Origin of the sequence: Pelosinus baikalensis, from assembly GCF_020819555.1 — a bacterium.
Lineage (GTDB): Bacteria > Bacillota > Negativicutes > DSM-13327 > DSM-13327 > Pelosinus > Pelosinus baikalensis.
The window spans coordinates 1-17,161 of the sequence record NZ_JAJHJB010000059.1 but is presented as its reverse complement, the minus strand read 5'-3'; the positions used below and the strand labels follow the sequence as shown (position 1 = coordinate 17,161).

Sequence of the window (17,161 nt, the reverse complement as noted above, 5' to 3'; positions counted from 1 at the left end):
TTATAATGCATTCCGTCCAGCGTTTTGGTCCGGCTACAGTTATGGAGACTGAACCCGAAAAAGTATTTAAGGGACTGGTCGCTTTTTTTTCCGAACGTATTAAAGCGCTTCAAAATTCAGGTATTCCATTGGAACGAATGATTTTGGATCCGGGAATGGGATTTTTCTTAGGATCTAATCCGGAATCTTCAATTTACGTTTTAAAAAATATAAAACAATTGAAAGAGTATTTTGATTTACCAATTCTTGTTGGAGTTTCTCGAAAATCATTTTTAGGTAACATCACCAATCGCAAAGTAAACGAGAGAGGACCAGCTACTTTAGGAGCAGAAATTTATTTAAGTTATATGGGTGTAGACTATATCCGCACGCATGATGTACGTGCTTTGAACGATGCACTAAAAGTGATTAACACATTCATCTGATTTCAATTAAAATAAATCCCAAGAAATATTGGTTGGTGTAAAGTTTTCAACTTTGATTAGACTGATTGAAGCGGGAGAGATTTAACCGTTTCATTAAAATCTTTTCGTTCCTCCTCTCAGAGCGTTTTAAAAGCAGAAATCGGCTACGCATAAGGCTTTTGCGCTCAGTATCACTAAGGCTAGGCCTGATCTTCCTGACGGTTTCTAGAGCCACATTAGCGCGATAAAAGAATGTTTTCGCTTTTAAAAACATATGGATGGGGCCGCATGTTCGTACAAAAACCGTTCACCCTTTATGAAAACGTGGGGATTTGATAATGGAGCATACTTCGATTGGATCAACAATCGTGAATTTGACGGAGGTGCTTTTTATCAGCGATTAAAGCAGGCATATAAGATGGGGGTCCCTTACATAGCGGTATGTCCGGATATGGTAGCACAAGGGGAAGATCGCCTAGCATTTCCGTTAAGTTACTGGCGTTTTGTATTTAATCATGATTGGCCTTGGTATCTAGCGGTACAAGACGGGATGACACTAGAAATGGTAGAGCCTCATTTAAAAAAAATTGCTGGAATATTCTTAGGCGGTACTAATGAGTTTAAATTTACAGCTCCTATATGGTCTGAATTGGCACATAAACACGGCAAAAAGCTTCATTACGCTAGAACTGGCAATTTACGTAAAAGCAAACTAGCTTTTGCCGCCGGTGCAGATAGTCTTGATAGCACCATACCGCTATGATCTATGAAACAGTTTTATAATGTAATTGGAGGGCGATAATTATGGATGCTTCTGTTTTAAACTTTTACGATACCTTGGCAGAAGATTATGACCTGCTATTCATAAATTGGCGGGAAAGTGTCATTTCGCAAGGAAAAATATTAGACACAGTAATTACGCAAGAGCTACGTAAAAAAACGGTATCAATCCTGGATTGTTCCTGTGGTATCGGCACTCAAGCTATTGGCCTTGCTAACTGCGGACATACTATGGCTGCGTTTGACTTAAGTCCTCTTGCTATTGAGAGAGCGAAGAAAGAGGCAAAAATGCTTGGGGTTTCGATAGATTTCAAGGTTGATGATTTTTGCAAGATGGAAAATGTGAAGGACTGTTTTGATGCAGCTCTTTCGTGTGATAATGCCGTGCCGCATCTTTTACATGATGATGATTTACATTTGATGCTCGCAAACATGTGGAGAGTATTAAATCCCGGGGGACTACTTTTATTGTCGATAAGAGATTATGACCAAATTCGTAAGAATCGGCCCAAAGCTACAGAACCCCGGTTTCTTGACGGGAATAGAATCACGTTTCAAATCTGGGAATGGGAGAAAGCGGGAAACGTATATGAGGTTAATCAATTTATTATGAAATGTATTGAAGGGCAGTGGCTTACCACCTGCGCTAAAACAAAGTACCGGGCGCTTCTTCGCCATGAGCTGACAACATCATTAGCTAAAGCAGGGTTTTCCGGTGTTAAGTGGCTTATGCCAGAGCAGAGTGAGTACTATCAGCCAATAGTACTTGCACGAAAATTTCTGTAAAGTGCGTGAACGTTCTTGGGAGTCACTGGACGCATCTGCATAATGCTAAAAGTCTATGAAAGGATTATGTTAAACATGAGTGCTAAATTTCTTTCGGGACAACCAATTGCTGACTATGTTTTAGAAGAAGTCCGTCGTGATGTTGAGTTATTAAAGCAATCCGGAATTAATTCCGGACTTGGGACAATTCTGGTTGGAAATGACTCAGCAAGTTTGAGCTATGTGAAAAAGAAACACGAAACCTGTAAATCTTTAGGGATACAATCATTTCATATTGGTATTCCCAATAATGGAACCCAACAAGAATTACTTGATGCGGTTAGCGAATTTAATCAAAATCCCAATGTCCACGGTTTTCTAATCCAAAATCCGGTGCCCAAAGGATTTGACTTTAATAAAGCCCTTGAATTAATCGATCCGGCTAAAGATGCCGATGGGCTTCATCCATATAATCTGGGGAAATTGGTTTTGCAAGAGGATGGGCCCATACCTTGTACCCCTGCGGGAATATTAGAGATTTTGGAATATTATAATCTTGATATCCAAGGAAAAGAAGTAGTAATCATTGGACGAGGAACGACATTGGGTAGACCTTTATCTTTGTTGCTATCGATGAAAAGAAAGAATGCGAATGCCGTTGTTACAGTTCTGCACAGCGGTGTAAGTGATGTTGCTAAGTTTACTTTGAGAGCGGATGTAATCATTAGCGCCATAGGGGTGCCAAGTTTTGTGAAACCGGAAATGGTGAAATCGGGAGCGATTGTATTAAGTGGTGGCATTTCGTGGGATGGTAAGAAATTACTGCCAGATGTCGATGAAAGTGTCGCCGAGGTGGCAGGTTGGATTACACCAAGAATTGGTGGTGTTGGTCCTACAACTGTAGCAATGTTATTCCGCAATACGCTTAATCTCGCAAAAAAACAATGTTTACCAAAATGCAACTTAAATTGATAAAAAAATACGTTATGATAAATTTATACAAGAGGTTCCAATTTCACCTATATGAGAGGAGAGTTTTTTGTGAAAATATCTACCCCCAAAATATTAGGAGTTGTAAATATTACTGAGGACAGTTTCTCGGATGGCGGTCTTTATCTTGATACAAACAAGGCTTTAGAAAAATCTCTTCAGCTTGTGGAAGATGCGCTGATATCATTGATCTAGGGGCCGCTTCCAGTAATGCTGAAACAAAAGAAGTGAAGCCGCAAGAAGAGATTAATCGTCTAAAACCGGTCATCAATTCTTTGCTATCGCAAGATATTCCGATTTCGGTAGACACTTTTAATCCTGAAGTTCAAAAATATGCTTTAAAGAATAATGTTCATTATATAAATGATATCCAAGGGTTTCCTCATGCTGAAATTTATTCTGATTTGGCAGAATCTAATTGTAAACTTATTATAATGCATTCCGTCCAGCGTTTTGGTCCGGCTACAGTTATGGAGACTGAACCTGAAAAAGTATTTAAGGGAATGGTCGCTTTTTTTATCGAACGTATTAAAGCACTTCAAAATTCAGGTATTCCATTGGAACGAATGATTTTGGATCCGGGAATGGGATTTTTCTTAGGATCTAATCCGGAATCTTCAATTTATGTTTTAAAAAATATAAAACAATTGAAGGAATGTTTTAATTTACCAATTCTTGTTGGAGTTTCTCGAAAATCATTTTTAGGTAACATCACCAATCGCAAAGTGAATGAGAGAGGGCCAGCTACTTTAGGAGCAGAAATTTATTTAAGTTATATGGGCGTAGACTATATCCGTACGCATGATGTACGTGCTTTGAACGATGCGCTAAAAGTGATTAACACGTTAATCTAATGTGAATACATGAAAAGGAGTAATCGCGTGAATGTTACGATAGATTTACACAGGAAGAGAACAGAAGAACAACACACGATAGAAAAAAACGTTTCAAATGTTCAAATTCGGCAAGGGAGCTTTCCGAAAACTTCCTTTTGTATCGGGAAACGAAATGGAAAATAAGTAAAGGCTTGGTAAAGAGTCTTTGCATTTGCTTTTTTCTCCTAGATTGGAACACTGTGTATTTATTATTTTCGAATTAAGGATGAGGTTATGGATAAACAACAAAGATTGGAAGGTAAAAAAGATCTGGTAAATTAAAAGGTATGGATGGTTGTGAATAGACAAATCTAAATGAATGGAGGAGATGCCATGACAAACGATGCAACAATCTCAAGATTCAATAAGGGAAGCGAACATTATCAAACCGATTCCATTAAATACAGAAAACTTTCCGCCGATAGTGTCTCACAATTGGCGGCGCCTGCTTCAACCGATGTCATACTGGACATCGGTTGTGGAACCGGGACCCAGTTAATCGAATTAGCAGGGATGATCAAAAGGGGTATAGGAATCGATATAAGTTCTGGAATGGTTCAAAAGGCCAACGATCAATTAAAAAAGGCCGTCATACTGACAAACAACTGCACTATTATAGACAGTGGCTGAGAGACAATATCTTTACATTTTAATTATAATGGGAGATTGAGCTAATTCGTTTTCTTTATATTATACAAACGAAAACAATCATATAAATGTCAATAGGTTTTGGACCATCAACCGCTCCGCATCCCTGCGGGTGACGCTGCAGCCGTCTGAGGTATTGACCTGTCTATTACTTCATACCTTAAACTCTCCATTAAAAACTTTCTATTATAGCGAGTTTAAACAAGGCCCACAGGGGAGTGGAATGTATGAAAAGGAATATTCTATGGATTCGATCGTTTTATTGGTTGGGAGCCATTCTGGATGCGCGTGCAGGAATGGGGCAGACCGGAAACCACTTGAGAGGAGAGGCGTTATCCTGCTAACCATATTTCCAGTAGTTATGTTCCTGCTGATAAACATTGCACACATAGTTTCAACAGGATTTGATTCAGTTTCTAATCAATTTATATCGCTGTGTTCGGCGTTGTTTAACCCAACTACTATGTCGGTAATACCGATTGTCGTTGGAAAAAGCGGTCTTCAACGGGCCAATGCGTTGAGTCAAATGGTAGCAGGGGCGGTGGCATAATTGGTCCGTTATTAGGAGCTTCCAGCGTAGCTATGCTGGGTTATATGGGAGTACTTATATTTAATGGCTGTTCCTATATCATATCGGGGATTGCTGAAAGTTTTTATTTTTCAGCCTGATGCAAGGTTCGGTTAAAAGAGTCTGACATGTTATAAAAGCTGCTTGCAACAGGGTATTCAATTGTGGTATATTTATCAAAATTGAATTTATACAATTGCTATGAAAGGGATAATGCGCTACTGATTTCCCCCACAGAGAGCCGGAATTGCTGAAACCCGGCGGGAGTAAAGTGCAAAATGCCACCCTTGAGCTGTTGGCTGAAAAAGATTATTCTCGTAAGCTAAACCGTATCCTGGCGTTAACAGGAAAAAGTGAGCCATTAAGAGGCTAATTTAGGTGGTACCGCGGGTTAAATCTCGTCCTTGCTTTAGGACGGGATTTTTTATTTTGGTTTAGAAATAAAAGTATATGCTAGCGAACTAAGAAAGGAGAGAGGGTGAAATGAAAGCACCTAATTATTTATCAAACATATGGAAAATCAAAGCAATCCGTATGTTCTCATGGATGCACTTTTTTGCCGCAGTTCTTGTTCCTTTTTACACGGAGTGGGCCAACTTAAAACTTTCACAAGTATTGTTCATAAATTCCTGGTTTATGTTTTGGAATTTCGTACTCGAAGTACCTACCGGTACTGTTGCTGATTTTTTAGGGCGGAAGGTCTCGCTGGCAATGGGAGGTATTGCTGCAGTGATTGCGGCAGCAGTATATATCGGCAAACCTGATTTTTATACCTTTCTGGCTGCTGAATTCATTTTTGCTATCGCATACACCTTGCAGTCAGGCGCTGATGAAGCGCTGGCCTATGACAGCCTGAAAGCCTGTAATCAGGAAGAACAGTCCAAACGGATACTATCCAGCATGGAATCTTGCAAGTTGACAGGAATCATTATCGGAACAATTATCGGTGGTTTCATCGCCAAATTTGGCTATGATGCACCGATGCGCTATTACATGATTCCTGCATTTATTTCTTTTTTAATCGCTCTGTCGCTAAAGGAACCGCCTTTCAAGGAAAATAGTATGGGGCGGATCTCTTATTTTACCATCTTGAAAGAAGGCGGGAGTTATTTCCTTAAGAATAAAGTTCTTTTACTGCTTACTGCCGAACTAACACTAACAAACGCCTTAGCCTGGGGCATCATATGGCTTTTTCAGCCATTGCTTGCAAATGCAGGATTAGCTGTTACTTACTACGGCTTTATCCATGCCGGAGCATGCCTTGGACCAATCGTCTTGCTATCCAATGTAGATAAAATAGAAAGTTTTATCGGGCCCAAACGTCTCCTGCTGTTATATGCTACAATTATTACAGGATGCTCCTTTATGTTATTAGCTTTTACAAATTATCTGCCGCTTGTTATTACAGGCATTATACTGGGATTTACTTTCTGCGTGCGCATACCTATATTTAGTTCATATATGAATAAATACATTCCTTCTGAAAAAAGGGCGACAATTCTATCACTAACGTCCATGTGCCGTACGATCTCAATTGTAGTGGTCAATCCAATTATAGGTTTTCTTGCCGATTGGTCAGTACAGTACACGATGTTGATTCTTGGTGCATTATTATTAATATCGGCTGCTTTTACCCGCATTGAGGAAAAGCATCTAATTGAATGAAGTGAAGTGGGAATTCCATAAGGCAGTGAGCGGCCGAACAAATTGGGGGGACGCGGCCGCCGATCACAGTGTGCTGCTGTCGGTCTTCTGGCTAGCGGCAATGACAATTTGGACCGGATGGCCCATTATTCTCATCGTTCGCACAGTTCTCAACAACCGTACAACAAACTCTTTCACTTCTTTTTAATTTACTTTTATTGGTACAATGGTTGGCAGGAAACGGGATGGAACAGGAAGAAAAATATTTACATAGCACTTTTGAGTCAGCTCAATATGGATGGGGAGGGTTAGAATGAATAGTGTATCTTTTTGCAGGAAATGGATGATGCCGGCTGTTTTGCTCATTATATTGTTAATTTCAGGGCAGGCGATGGCCGGGGAAGTGAGCGGGAATCAGGATGTTGTTCAATTACAAATAGTAAGTATCAATGATTTTCATGGTGCATTAACTGAAAGCGGCAAGAATCCGGGAGCTGCCAAACTGGTAGCCTATATTGAGAAAGTGAGGAAACTGAATCCGGAGGGAAGCATTTTATTAAGTGCCGGAGATATGTTTCAAGGCAGCCCGGATTCCAATCTTCTATATGGAAAAACGGTGGTTGATGTAATGAACTATGCAGAATTTGATGCTATGACTCTTGGCAATCATGAATTTGACTGGGGAATTGATGTGTTAAAACAGCGTATTCAGCAATCTGCTTTTCCGTATATTTGCGCCAATGTAATTGACAAGCGGACAGGAAAACCGGCCGATTTTGTAAAACCGTACAGCGTGATAGAACGCAAAGGTGTAAAAATCGGTATAATCGGCATTGCTACGCCGGAGACTGCTTATAAAACCAATCCGAAAATGATCGAAAATTACATTTTTGCAGATCCTGTCGCAACAGTCAAAAAGTTGGTTCCTATATTAAAAAAGCAAGGTGTACAAATCATCATAGCTTTGACTCATCTTGGCAGTGAAATGGATAGTCAGGGAAACATTCATGGAGACGCCGCTCAGCTGGCGCAGGAGGTGGATGGGTTGGATGCCGTTATCTCAGGGCATTCCCATCAGGAGGTATTTGGTCAAGTGCGTGGTGTGCCGGTGGTGCAAGCGTATTATAATGGCCGGGCAGCAGGGAAGATTGATATTACCTATAATATGAGAACTAAAAAAGTTGAAACTGCTGTTTCCAGTGTTACGTCACTTTCTGATGTAGATCAGCTGTCCAATCCACACGTCAAAACAATGATTGATGAAGCGCAAAAGGAGATAGCACCGGTTAAAAATATTGTGGTAGGTCATACTCTGCATGCGTTGTCCCATGACCGCAATGAAATGGCACAAACGCCTCTGGGGCAGTGGGTAACAGATACGTTAAGACAGGCGGCAGGCGCGGATATTGCTTTTCAGAATACCGGAGGACTGCGTACCGGGATTGCGCCCGGAGACATTACCATGGGTAATCTTTATGAGGTTATGCCCTTTGACAATACATTGTTCACGGTAGAAATGACCGGTACACAGATTATGCAAGTCCTGGAATACGGGATAGGAAATAAAAAAATAGGTATGTTGCAGTATTCGGGTATAAAAGTAGCCTATGAAGCTCTTTCTCCGGCAGGGATACGCATTGCCGCTATTTCAACAGCAGACGGTACTTTGCTGCAATCCGAGAAAAAATACAAAGTTGTCATCAATGATTTCATGGCTGCAGGCGGTGACGGATTTACCATGTTCCGGGAAGGGGCAAATTTTTATGATACGGGCATTCCTGTCAGGGATATTATTGCTGAGGCTCTACGCAAGCAGCAGATCATTGACTTTACGCCAGATGACCGATGGCAGGCTGTGCCTGCCGGTGAGCTTCACGATGCTGCCTGAACCCATGTCCTATATTTCGAGGAGAATAGAAAATGTAAAATTGTATGTTGGATGATTTAATTGAATCAGTTAAAAAGCAAAATCTTCACGTCCTTAATGTGGTCGTAAGAAGAGGTGGAGATATAATTGCTGAACATGATTTTGAAGAACAAAAACCAACCCTTCTATGGTCTGTAAGCAAGACATTTACATCTATGGGAATCGGTATTGCAGAAAACGAGGGATATTTTAGGCTGAATGACAAAATTGCAGATTATTTTGCAGATGATATTATACAGGTAAATGATAATTTGAAATAAATGACCATTCATGATTTGCTTTGTATGGGCACAGGACATGCAAGATGCCCTGTGACAAAAGCAATGGCGGAAAATAAGCTGCTTGATGATATTAGTAAGCTTTTCTTTGAGGAGCCAGTTGTTTTTGAACCAGGGACACATTTTTTATATAATAACGCTGCATCTTATATGCTTTCAAAGCTTATTAGTATTACAACTGGATATAGTCTGAAAGAATATTTAATGCCTCGCATTTTTCAACCGTTGGGCATATCTGATCCACAATGGGATTATGATGTAAATGGTATATCATTTGGATGTACAGGTTTATATTTAACGGCACGAGAATTATCCAAATTTGGTGAACTGCTGCTTGACCATGGTATATGGAACAAGAAACAGCTTATACCGGAAGATTATATTGCACGGGCTACGAAATCTCAAATTGATACATCGAAATTCAATGAATATTTTGCAACTGCCGATCATAAACAAGGATACGGTTACCAACTATGGATGAATTCATATCCTAATTCCTATCGAATGGATGGATTGTTTGGGCAATATGCAGTAATATTGCCAGATAAGAATGCAGTCGTTACATACATTTCGAATGAACCATCCAATATGACAGGGGTTTTAGAATTAACATGGAATACAATAGTTGATAAACTATAGTTTATCAACTATTGTAGGTGGTCAAGTAAAACCTACCAGGAGTGGACATAAGGCAGACTGCTTTTTATTAGAGAACGGTCTTTCTTATACTCTTTTAAGTGTCACGATAAAAGTCAAAAGCCAGCTATCCCTTATGGATGCTGGCTTTTCTTGTTGATATAATGGCATTTTACCTGGCATTCCTACATCATAAGTGAAATGCTGTAAGCACTTGCATTACTTCTTATCAATTGTGTTTTGAACTGCAGCGGGTCTGCTCTTATACCTTGAATCCTAGAAAACGCATGGCATCGTTTGGACTTGTTTGTACTTTTGCTACAAAAGCGTTATGCCCAGCTTGGAGAGAGGTCTGAAACGCGCCTGGAGTAGTGGGAAAATCGGTGGATTGAGTCAATCCGGTGACATAGGCGTTGCCGGATGTGTCAGCCGCAATACCTGAGCTTGCATCGGAGTTACTGCCGCCGAGGTAGGTGGAGTAGAGGAGGGCACTGCCGGCGGGGTTCAATTTGGAGACAAAAGTATCGATAGCGCCCTTGAGAGAAGTCTGAAACGCGTCAGGGGTGGTGGGGAAATCGGTGGAAGAAGTAAACCCGGTGATATAGGCGTTGCCAGACGTGTCGACCGCGATACCATTGCCCTCATCATTGCTGCTGCCGCCGAGGTAGGTGGAGTAGACAGGGGTTGCGCCGGCAGGGTCTAATTTGGTGACGAAAACATCCGAAATACCTTTGAGAGAGGTTTGAAATGCGCCTGGGGTGGTGGGAAAATCTGTGGATTGAGTCAATCCGGTGATATAGGCGTTTTCAGATGTGTCGACCGCGATGCCAAAGCCTTCATCAGTGCTGTTGCCGCCGAGGTAGGTAGAATAGACGAGAGCTGAGCCGGTGGAGTTCAATTTGGTGACAAAACCATCCTCAAATCCTTTGAGAGAAGTCTGAAACGCGCCTAGGGTAGTGGGGAAATCGGTGGATTGAGTAAACCCAGTGACATAGGCGTTGCCGGATGTGTCAATCGCGATGCCAAAGCCTTCATCAAAGTTGCTGCCGCCGAGGTAAGTGGAGTAGACGAGAGCTGAGCCAGTGGGGTTTAACTTGGTGATGAAAATATCCAAAACGCCTTTGAAAGAGATCTGAAACGCGCCTGGGGTGGTGGGGAAATCGGTGGATTGAGCAAATCCGGTGACATAGGCGCTGCCGGATGTGTCGACCGCGATGCCAAGGCTTCGGTCAAAGCTGCTGCCGCCAAGGTAGGTGGAGTAGACGAGGGCTGAGCCGGTCGGGTTTAATTTGGTGATAAAACCATCCTCAAATCCTTTGAGAGAGGTCTGAAACGCGCCTGGAGTAGTGGGAAAATCGGTGGATTCAGTCAATCCGGTGACATAGGCGTTGCCGGATGTGTCGACTGCGATGCCTAAGCCTTCATCAAAGTTGTTGTCGCCGCCGAGGTAGGTGGAGTAGACGAGGGCTGAGCCGGCGGGGTTTAATTTGGTGACAAAAGCATCCGCAAATCCTTTGAGAGAGGTCTGAAACGCGCCAGGAGTGGTAGGGAAATCCGTAGATTCAGTCAATCCGGTGACATAGGCGTTACCGGATGTGTCAATCACGATGCCAAAACCTTCATCATAATTGTTGTCGCCGCCGAGGTAGGTGGAGTAGACCAAGCCGGGGTCGATTACCAGCGGGTAACGGGGGTCATAGCCAGCACCGACGGTGAAGCCAAATGCCAATGAGCCGTTCGGCTGACATTCGAGGGTAAATTCCGTTGCGACGGGCAGCTGCTGTTCACCGTCTGGTTGGTAGCTCACCGGACACTGCTCGGTCAGTATGCCCATTGGAGTATGGATGAGGAGGTTGCCATCAGCATCAGGCGATAGGTTGTCCGCTCCGTCGTAGGTCAGACGGATATTGTTCAGGTTTGCGCCGGGTTGGATGATGAACTCATATTTCAGTACACCGCCGGTGTTGCGAAATACCATGTCGATGTTTGGCCACAGCTCAGGGTAGACAATCTCGGCATAGGAATGCAGATTAGTCCGCCATTTGGCAGGGTCGTTGCCGATAAAGAAGTTAATGGTGCCCGGTTCTTCCTTGCGTGCTGTGATGTTGGCAGACGGATTGGACCCGATGAATCGGAGAGAAAGAGCCATGCCTTGCCTGGCTTGTTCCGTTTCTGGTTGAGCATCATCCGCACGAAAACGCCGGTGATGGCGGTCTAATTTGGCTTGCTTTGCCGGGCGTTCAATAAATGCCATATTTACTGTCTCTGGGGTAAAGTAAAAGCCATAGCCTGCGCCGCGGGTGTAAAAATTTGCAGGCGTGGCCACCTGGCCAACGTTAGGAATGAAAGTTTGTGATTGGTTCGCCAGGGAGTCAAGAATATGCCTTTCTTGTTCTGTGGAGAGACCTGATTGGGGATATTTCGTTACTATTGGGGACATTTTAAAACCTCCTTGTAGTCATAGAAGGGGCGTCCTCCGAAGGTTCAGAAACTACACCTTCTATGCAACCAATTTCTTGTTTACAGAACATATATCACAATATCATATTTACTGAGTATGGAAAATGTTACATCGAGGGCCGAAATAAAAACGCCGGCACTCCGTTAATCGCTCTGGGAAACCAGATAAATGCAGTTGATTTTACTTTTATCGGCGTGCCAAATTATGACGCCGGAAAAATGCAGGGTGAATTTATGCGGGACAGACTGCCGCTGGACGCTACATAATCAACTAAAGAGAATAAAAGCCTATCGTGGTGAAAGAGAACCATATGAAGTAGCATCATGGTCAAAGTCAAAAGCCAGCTATCCCTTATGGATGCTGGCTTTATTTGTTGATATAATGGCATTTTACCGGACGTTCCTACGTTATAGGTGAAAAAACTGTAAGCACTTGCATTTCTTATCAATCGTTTTTTGAACTACAGCTGGTCTGCTCTTAGTCCTAGAAAACGCATGGTATCGTTTGGACTTGTTTGTAGTTTTGTTACAAAAGCATCCCCTACGCCTTTGAGGGAGGGCTGAAGCGCACCTGGGGTGGTGGGGAAATCCAAGGAATCAGTCCTCCCAGTGACATTTATAAAAAATTCATTTAATATGCTGATCCAAATGATTTGAGGATTGATATGGTTAAAAAGAATGATAAAAATAAATAAGCGCCTGCCAAATTCAGCTGAATTTGGCAGGCGTTTATATTGACGATTCTATAGAAAAGCAGTTAAAGAAATTTTTAAACTAAAAAAGGAAAAAGATATTTGTGATTAGGGCTAAAATTGCGGAAGAGACGATTTCTCCCTAAAAGAGAAGACTATCGATATTCAAATAGAACGATTTTTTAGCCTGGATGTGTAGTACCTTTGGTTTCATGACGTACATGATCTTTTGTAGGTATAAAAATACGCTGCATGGGAAACCGGATAACAGGTACGACCGGATAGGCGATCGCCTGAAATATTTACCTGACGAATGTCGGGAAATTTGGCGGTCAGGCTTGACTTGTTGTGAAATTGACTTAATTTTGTAATAGTAATAAGCCAATTATTTTAACAAGTCAAACCTGACCCCTAAGTTCCCCTCTGATTTTCTTTTTTTTACAGAACTTTTGAATCGACTAAAGTAACCACAGACAGCGCTTAGCATTTAGAGTCCTCCTTTTCAATAGCGGATTTTGATAATAAAAAAAAATCAAGTCATTCCATTATCGTCTTTTAATATGGTTCTGTTCGCATAATGTATTGTACGATAGTAGTGCCAATAATATAACTCTTTTTTGCACTCAGGGGGATAAGCAAACAGAGATACTTAGGGGTCTACCATGGTAGACCTCTAAGTTCCCTCCAACTGTCTTTCTAGTAGACTAATTTAGTAACAATAGTTTTTTTTATGACGTAAAACTAGTAAAATGGCACCTTTCAACCTGTATCCTAGCCTTGCTGGAGTTTGGTATTTTAATGCTCTTTTTTCTGTACGTATGTCCATAGATCATTTAGACAAGGAATACCGTGAATTACTCCTGAAAATTGAAGAGAACCTTGTTTTGGTAAAATAATGTTTGATAATGTAAATTTTTAGAAGGACTTAGTATTTATTAAAGAGAAGATACCCACAATCTACCTTGTTAGTAGATTTATGGGTATCTTCTCTTTAGATTTGGTATAGCGTGGTGTATGTAGAGAATTTAAAGTTTAGTAGGGACACGTAACCTGTCTCCATACCTCTCTCTTGAATATAATCCTAAGAGAGAAGGAATATCAATGTTCAAATAGAACGAGCAACGGGGATATCCACAGGGGGCCCCCACTGTCAACATCATGGGTATCTCAGTTTAATACAGTTTACTATTATGATGAACGGTAGGCTATCTTTAATTCTATAAAAAAACATAAAATCTATATTTTAATATTATTGGAAGTAATTTACTTTCTTTACTAGGAATAAATATAAAAGATATCGATATTGTGCATACAAGAAAAAGGAAAAGGGAGGCGGCTTATTATGGTAAAAATATTAATCTTTTTAGCCTGGATGTGTAGTACCTTTGGTTTCATGACGTACATGATCTTTCGTAGGTATAAGAATACGTTGCATGGGAAACCGGATAACAGGTACGACCGGATAGGTGATCGCCTAAAATATTTCCTGACAAATGTCGTCGGTCAGGACAAGGTGATGCAGGATCCGATTTCTGGTTTGTCCCACGTTATGATCATGTGGGGGTTTATAGTGCTCGGTTTTGGTGCGCTCAACTTGGCGGTCGAAGGGTTGTTCGGCATCCCGGTGCCGTTCATTGGCGATAATCCGATTTTTATCGGGTTGAAGGAACTGTTTCTGCTGTTGGTTTATATCGGTGTTATCGTGGCGGTGCTGCGGCGAACGGTACTGAAGCCGGATCGCATAGAGAATTCTGCCGAAGCATTTATCATTCTTGGCTTGATCAGTCTTATTGTCACCGGAGATCTTTTGTATAACGGCGCCAATTTTGCCCTTGGAGAGAATACTGGTATCCGTGATGCCGCCTTTTTTGCCAATTTCGTATCAGGACTGCTGGTCGGAAATTCGCCTGAATCCCTCCACCGATTGGCAACCGTGGCTTGGTGGATACATTTTCTTGCGATGGGCTTGATGGGCGTACTGATTCCCGGCTCCAAGCATCTGCACTTGGCGTTTGCACCGGCCAATGCGATCTGGCATACTTTACGCCCCTCAGGCTCCTTGACAACAGTTGATTTCGAGGACGAGACAGTGGAATCCTTTGGTGTGAACAAATTGGAAGAATTTACATGGAAACAACTTTTCGATACCTACACCTGTGTACGCTGTGGCAGGTGTACGGAACAATGCCCGGCCTTCCAGACAGGCAAGCCCCTGGATCCCCGTGCGCTGCATGTTGTACTGCGGGCCCATATGGAAGAGAAAATACCACTGCTGGAAAAATTGAAAGCTTCCGGTGACCAGAAACCTGAATTTACTGAAGTCCAGCAGGCAATTCTTGACAAGATGATTATTGATGGTGTGTTTTCCGAAGAATTTATTTGGTCCTGTACGACCTGCCGCGCTTGTGAACAGGCTTGCCCTGTTTCCAATGAACATATGCAGAAAATTATAGATTTGCGCCGCTACATGGTGATGACCGAAGCTAAAATGCCGAAAGATGTGCAGAATGTCTTAAACTGCTATAAGAGCGGCAATCCGTGGAAGCTTCCTCGTGGCAGCCGTGGCGACTGGATGAAAGATCTGGATGTTCCCGCCTGGTCAAAAGGGACCGAATATCTACTATATGTAGGGTGCGCCGGTGCTTATGACGAACGAGCTAAGCAGGTCAGCACTGCATTAGTAAAGGTGCTGCAAGCAGCGGGGGTAAACTTCGGCGTCCTTGGTAGCGATGAACCGTGCTGTGGCGAGACGATTCGCCGGATGGGAAATGAGTATGAGTTTCAGTCATTGGCCGAAGGGAATGTGGAATTGTTCAAAACTCTGACCGTTAAGAAAATCATTACTCTCTGCCCTCACTGTTTTAACTCGCTCAGAAACGATTATCCTGATTTTGGTGGTGAATTTGAAGTTATCCATCACTCCGAGTTGCTCGCAGAACTTATCAGGTCCGGAAAAATTAAGGCTAACGGTTCATTTAGCGCTAAGGTCGTCTATCATGATGCCTGCTATCTTGGACGTTACAACGATGTGTTTGATGCGCCCCGTACTGTCCTCCAGGCAGTGCCTGGGATAAGTCTGACCGAGATGGGACGGAACAGAAAGAATGCCTTCTGTTGCGGCGCCGGTGGTGGTCGCAACTGGATGGAAGAAGAAACTGGCCATGGGCGGCAGCGTATTAATGAAGTTCGAGCGAAAGAAGCTTTGGAGACAGGGGCTGAGGTAATTGCTACGGCCTGTCCGTATTGCCTGACGATGATTATGGATGGCACTAAGGCTGATAACGCCAAAGAGCAGAGCCGTACACTGGATATTGCAGAAATTCTCGCCCATTCTCTCGAAGGGAGTTTAAAAAAGTAAAAACCAAAGAGCGTTAATCAATAAATACCTAGTGAAAAAACTCGTGCAAGTAATCAGTCCTTGCACGAGTTTATATTTTAATAGTAAATAAAATGAGAATAGGATGATCTTTTTAAAAACAAAAAGTTTTAATTGGGGAAAGATTGTGTCCCCGTCCCTATGTCACTTCGTGATTTTGCTAAATTGTGCGGAATAAGTCACACTTACATTGATAGTATAGAACATCACTAGAAATCGTAAGACGATGTTTTTCCGTTTCTTCTTTTCTACTTAACATTATAGATAATTTCTTCGATATGTAAAGTGATGGGTATATTTCCCAATATATAGGGAGGGAATTTATAATGTCTATTAATGGAAGCCTAATTAGTACTTTATTAAATATCAATTCTAATAGTGCGTTAAATTCATTAGAAAAATGCAGAGATGACATAATAAAGAAGTTACAATCTAAAACTGGTAACAATGGAAACGGCGATGCTAATAATCTTCATATAGATAGAAAAGAAACGTTTGTAGCCTTACAAGGAGTTACGAAACAAATACAGCAAATTCAATATGAGAAGACGGCACGAAAACTAAAAGACGAGTGGTATAAAAACGAATCATCTCCAGCTAAAAGTCCTAGTAAACGCGCAAAAATTAGAAGAGAACATGAATCATATCTTTTTAACGCCAGCATGGGAAAATTGTTTTTAGCCAAGGCAGGCATATCGGTAGATGAAAATGTTAAAGAGGCAAAAGAACTGGGAATTGAAGCTGCTGAAGTGGAACGAAAAAGAAAGAAAGATGAAATGGATGCAGATACGACAACCGATAGCGGCAAAAGTAATACAATGAAAGTAGTAAGTGCTGTAAAAAAACGCGAGAAGAAACTATCTTTGAATATATTAGCATGATGATAAATCAATCAATCAATCACAAAGAAGACAAAGCGTTACTTCTGTATATAAAAAAAGAAGCGAGGGAAAGTTACAAGATTTAGTATTTATTAAAGAGAAGATACCCATAATCTACCATGTTAGTAGATTTATGGGTATCTTTTCTTTTGATGTGATATAAACGTGAAATAAAGACAATTTAAAGGGTGTATCCCTGATTTTGTGTAAACTCCAATTGGTATAAAAAGAGCAAAT

12 protein-coding genes, 2 pseudogenes and 1 other annotated feature are annotated in these 17,161 nt (G+C 41.7%); of the genes and pseudogenes, 13 read left to right on the top strand and 1 reads right to left on the bottom strand.

All coding sequences use genetic code 11. The annotated features are described in order from the left end of the window. From LMF89_RS23365 to LMF89_RS23320, 10 genes and pseudogenes are all read left to right on the top strand, one after another. Positions 1-425 (top strand): dihydropteroate synthase (locus tag LMF89_RS23365; RefSeq protein WP_229537200.1); only part of this gene is annotated, 425 nt, incomplete at its 5' end. A gap of 295 nt (positions 426-720) precedes the next feature. Beyond that, entirely contained in the window at positions 721-1,167 is a 447-nt protein-coding gene (locus LMF89_RS23360) for a hypothetical protein (RefSeq protein WP_229537198.1), read from the top strand. Positions 1,168-1,208: 41 nt separating this feature from the next. After that, positions 1,209-1,970 (top strand): class I SAM-dependent DNA methyltransferase, encoded by a 762-nt coding sequence (locus tag LMF89_RS23355; protein ID WP_229537197.1) that lies wholly within the window; start codon positions 1,209-1,211, stop codon positions 1,968-1,970. Between the two features lie 75 nt (positions 1,971-2,045). Continuing rightward, positions 2,046-2,921: a bifunctional 5,10-methylenetetrahydrofolate dehydrogenase/5,10-methenyltetrahydrofolate cyclohydrolase gene (locus LMF89_RS23350; protein ID WP_229537196.1), complete on the top strand. Its 876-nt coding sequence runs from the start codon at positions 2,046-2,048 to the stop codon at positions 2,919-2,921. 51 nt (positions 2,922-2,972) lie between these two features. Further along, positions 2,973-3,793, top strand: a pseudogene (gene folP / locus LMF89_RS23345) (dihydropteroate synthase). Positions 3,794-4,147: 354 nt separating this feature from the next. Continuing rightward, positions 4,148-4,444 carry a class I SAM-dependent methyltransferase gene (locus LMF89_RS23340; RefSeq protein ID WP_229537195.1) on the top strand — a complete coding sequence of 99 codons (297 nt, stop codon included), beginning with the start codon at positions 4,148-4,150 and terminating at the stop codon, positions 4,442-4,444. Positions 4,445-4,685: 241 nt separating this feature from the next. Beyond that, a complete protein-coding gene (locus tag LMF89_RS23335; protein ID WP_229537194.1) occupies positions 4,686-5,012 on the top strand; it encodes a hypothetical protein in 327 nt (108 codons plus the stop codon). A gap of 210 nt (positions 5,013-5,222) precedes the next feature. Continuing rightward, positions 5,223-5,439, top strand: a binding site (T-box leader). 74 nt (positions 5,440-5,513) lie between these two features. Continuing rightward, positions 5,514-6,695 (top strand): MFS transporter, encoded by a 1,182-nt coding sequence (locus tag LMF89_RS23330; RefSeq protein ID WP_229537193.1) that lies wholly within the window; start codon positions 5,514-5,516, stop codon positions 6,693-6,695. Positions 6,696-6,987: 292 nt separating this feature from the next. After that, complete coding sequence (locus LMF89_RS23325) at positions 6,988-8,562, top strand: bifunctional metallophosphatase/5'-nucleotidase (RefSeq protein ID WP_229537191.1); 1,575 nt, start codon at positions 6,988-6,990, stop codon at positions 8,560-8,562. A 44-nt stretch (positions 8,563-8,606) separates the two neighbouring features. Beyond that, positions 8,607-9,518, top strand: a pseudogene (locus tag LMF89_RS23320) (serine hydrolase domain-containing protein). A gap of 259 nt (positions 9,519-9,777) precedes the next feature. Here the strand turns inward: LMF89_RS23320 and LMF89_RS23315 are convergent. After that, positions 9,778-11,955 (bottom strand): SBBP repeat-containing protein, encoded by a 2,178-nt coding sequence (locus LMF89_RS23315; protein WP_229537190.1) that lies wholly within the window; start codon positions 11,953-11,955, stop codon positions 9,778-9,780. Positions 11,956-12,144: 189 nt separating this feature from the next. Here LMF89_RS23315 and LMF89_RS23310 point away from each other — a divergent pair, with 189 nt between their 5' ends. From LMF89_RS23310 to LMF89_RS23300, 3 genes are all read left to right on the top strand, one after another. Then, the gene (locus LMF89_RS23310; RefSeq protein WP_229537189.1) at positions 12,145-12,393 is read left to right on the top strand and encodes a hypothetical protein; all 249 of its coding nucleotides are present in this window, start codon (positions 12,145-12,147) and stop codon (positions 12,391-12,393) included. Between the two features lie 1,616 nt (positions 12,394-14,009). Continuing rightward, positions 14,010-16,025, top strand: a complete 2,016-nt coding sequence (locus LMF89_RS23305; RefSeq protein ID WP_229537188.1) for a (Fe-S)-binding protein — start codon at positions 14,010-14,012, stop codon at positions 16,023-16,025. A gap of 344 nt (positions 16,026-16,369) precedes the next feature. Continuing rightward, positions 16,370-16,924, top strand: coding sequence for a hypothetical protein (locus tag LMF89_RS23300; RefSeq protein WP_229537187.1), 555 nt, complete (start codon positions 16,370-16,372; stop codon positions 16,922-16,924). Positions 16,925-17,161 lie beyond the last annotated feature (237 nt).

Bases quoted from the DNA above. Each gene is read 5' to 3' on its own strand.
- LMF89_RS23360 (WP_229537198.1), top strand. From the start codon at position 721: ATGAAAACGTGGGGATTTGATAATGGAGCATACTTCGATTGGATCAAC.
- LMF89_RS23355 (WP_229537197.1), top strand. From the start codon at position 1,209: ATGGATGCTTCTGTTTTAAACTTTTACGATACCTTGGCAGAAGATTAT.
- LMF89_RS23350 (WP_229537196.1), top strand. From the start codon at position 2,046: ATGAGTGCTAAATTTCTTTCGGGACAACCAATTGCTGACTATGTTTTA.
- LMF89_RS23340 (WP_229537195.1), top strand. From the start codon at position 4,148: ATGACAAACGATGCAACAATCTCAAGATTCAATAAGGGAAGCGAACAT.
- LMF89_RS23335 (WP_229537194.1), top strand. From the start codon at position 4,686: ATGTATGAAAAGGAATATTCTATGGATTCGATCGTTTTATTGGTTGGG.
- LMF89_RS23330 (WP_229537193.1), top strand. From the start codon at position 5,514: ATGAAAGCACCTAATTATTTATCAAACATATGGAAAATCAAAGCAATC.
- LMF89_RS23325 (WP_229537191.1), top strand. From the start codon at position 6,988: ATGAATAGTGTATCTTTTTGCAGGAAATGGATGATGCCGGCTGTTTTG.
- LMF89_RS23315 (WP_229537190.1), bottom strand. From the start codon at position 11,955: ATGTCCCCAATAGTAACGAAATATCCCCAATCAGGTCTCTCCACAGAA.
- LMF89_RS23310 (WP_229537189.1), top strand. From the start codon at position 12,145: ATGCAGTTGATTTTACTTTTATCGGCGTGCCAAATTATGACGCCGGAA.
- LMF89_RS23305 (WP_229537188.1), top strand. From the start codon at position 14,010: ATGGTAAAAATATTAATCTTTTTAGCCTGGATGTGTAGTACCTTTGGT.
- LMF89_RS23300 (WP_229537187.1), top strand. From the start codon at position 16,370: ATGTCTATTAATGGAAGCCTAATTAGTACTTTATTAAATATCAATTCT.